The organism is Schaalia naturae (assembly GCF_042665795.1).
In the GTDB taxonomy this organism is placed as follows: domain Bacteria; phylum Actinomycetota; class Actinomycetes; order Actinomycetales; family Actinomycetaceae; genus Pauljensenia; species Pauljensenia naturae.
Map to the genome: position 1 here is coordinate 1 of NZ_JBHTEF010000010.1, position 1,760 is coordinate 1,760.

Genomic DNA, 1,760 nt, shown 5'->3' on the forward strand with positions numbered 1-1,760 from the left:
CGGGGCCGCCCGCCGCCTGCGCGGCGTTCGCGTCGGCGTACATGGCCTGGCCGAGCTTCTGGGAGACGGCCGCGACCTTCTCCGTGGCGGTGCGGATCTCCGCGGTGTCCTCGCCCTTGAGCTTCTCCTTCAGCTCGGCGACGGCGGCCTCGACCTCGGTCTTGATCTCGCCGGGGACCTTGTCCTCGTTGTCCTTGAGGAACTTCTCGGTCTGGTAGACGAGCTGCTCGCCCTGGTTGCGGCTCTCGGCGGCCTCGCGGCGGGCGTGGTCCTCCTCCGCGTACTGCTCGGCCTCCTGGCGCATCCGGTCGACCTCGTCCTTCGGCAGCGAGGAGCCGCCGGTGACGGTCATCTTCTGCTCCTTGCCCGTGCCCAGGTCCTTCGCGGTCACGTGCATGATGCCGTTGGCGTCGATGTCGAAGGAGACCTCGATCTGCGGGACGCCGCGGGGCGCCGGGGGCAGACCGGTCAGCTCGAACATCCCGAGCTTCTTGTTGTACGCCGCGATCTCGCGCTCGCCCTGGTAGACCTGGATCTGCACGGACGGCTGGTTGTCCTCGGCCGTGGTGAAGATCTCGGAGCGCTTGGTCGGGATCGTGGTGTTGCGCTCGATCAGCTTGGTCATGATGCCGCCCTTGGTCTCGATGCCGAGGGACAGCGGGGTGACGTCGAGCAGCAGGACGTCCTTGACCTCGCCCTTGAGGACACCGGCCTGGAGCGAGGCGCCGATCGGCGACGACCTCGTCCGGGTTGACGCCCTTGTTGGCCTCCTTGCCGCCGGTCAGCTCCTTGACGAGCTCGGCGACGGCGGGCATGCGGGTGGAGCCGCCGACCAGGACGACGTGGTCGATCTCGCCGAGGGCGATGCCGGCGTCCTTGATGACGTTGTGGAACGGCGTCTTGCAGCGCTCCAGGAGGTCCGCGGTGAGCTGCTGGAACTGGGCGCGGGTGAGCTTCTCGTCGAGGTGCAGGGGGCCCTCGGCGGAGGCGGTGATGTAGGGCAGGTTGATCGAGGTCTCGGTGGACGAGGACAGCTCGATCTTGGCCTTCTCGGCGGCCTCGCGCAGGCGCTGGAGGGCCATCTTGTCCTTGGACAGGTCCACGCCGTGGCCGGACTGGAACTGCTTGACCAGGTAGTCGACGACGCGCTGGTCCCAGTCGTCACCACCGAGGTGGTTGTCACCGTTGGTGGCCTTCACCTCGACGACGCCGTCGCCGATCTCGAGCAGCGAGACGTCGAAGGTGCCGCCACCGAGGTCGAAGACGAGGATCGTCTGGTCGTCCTTGTCGAGGCCGTAGGCCAGGGCCGCCGCGGTCGGCTCGTTGACGATCCGCAGCACGTTCAGACCGGCGATCTCGCCGGCCTCCTTGGTGGCCTGGCGCTCGGAGTCGTTGAAGTACGCCGGGACGGTGATGACCGCGTCGGTCACCTTCTCGCCCAGGTAGGCCTCGGCGTCCCGCTTCAGCTTCTGCAGCACGAAGGCGCTGATCTGCTGCGGGTTGAAGTCCTTGCCGTCGAGCTCGATCTTCCAGTCGGTGCCCATGTGGCGCTTGACGGAGCGGATGGTCCTGTCGACGTTGGTGACCGCCTGGCGCTTGGCGACCTCGCCGACCAGCACCTCGCCGTTCTTGGCGAAGGCGACGACGGACGGCGTGGTCCTGGCGCCCTCGGCGTTGGTGATGACGGTGGGCTCGCCGCCCTCCAGAACGCTGACGACGGAGTTAGTCGTGCCCAGGTCGATGCCGACCGCACGTGCCAT

Annotated in this window: 1 pseudogene; it reads right to left on the bottom strand. The window is 67.9% G+C overall.

The window, feature by feature from the left end:
• Positions 1 to 1,760, bottom strand: a pseudogene (gene dnaK, locus ACFQWG_RS14130) (molecular chaperone DnaK); the annotation flags it as partial.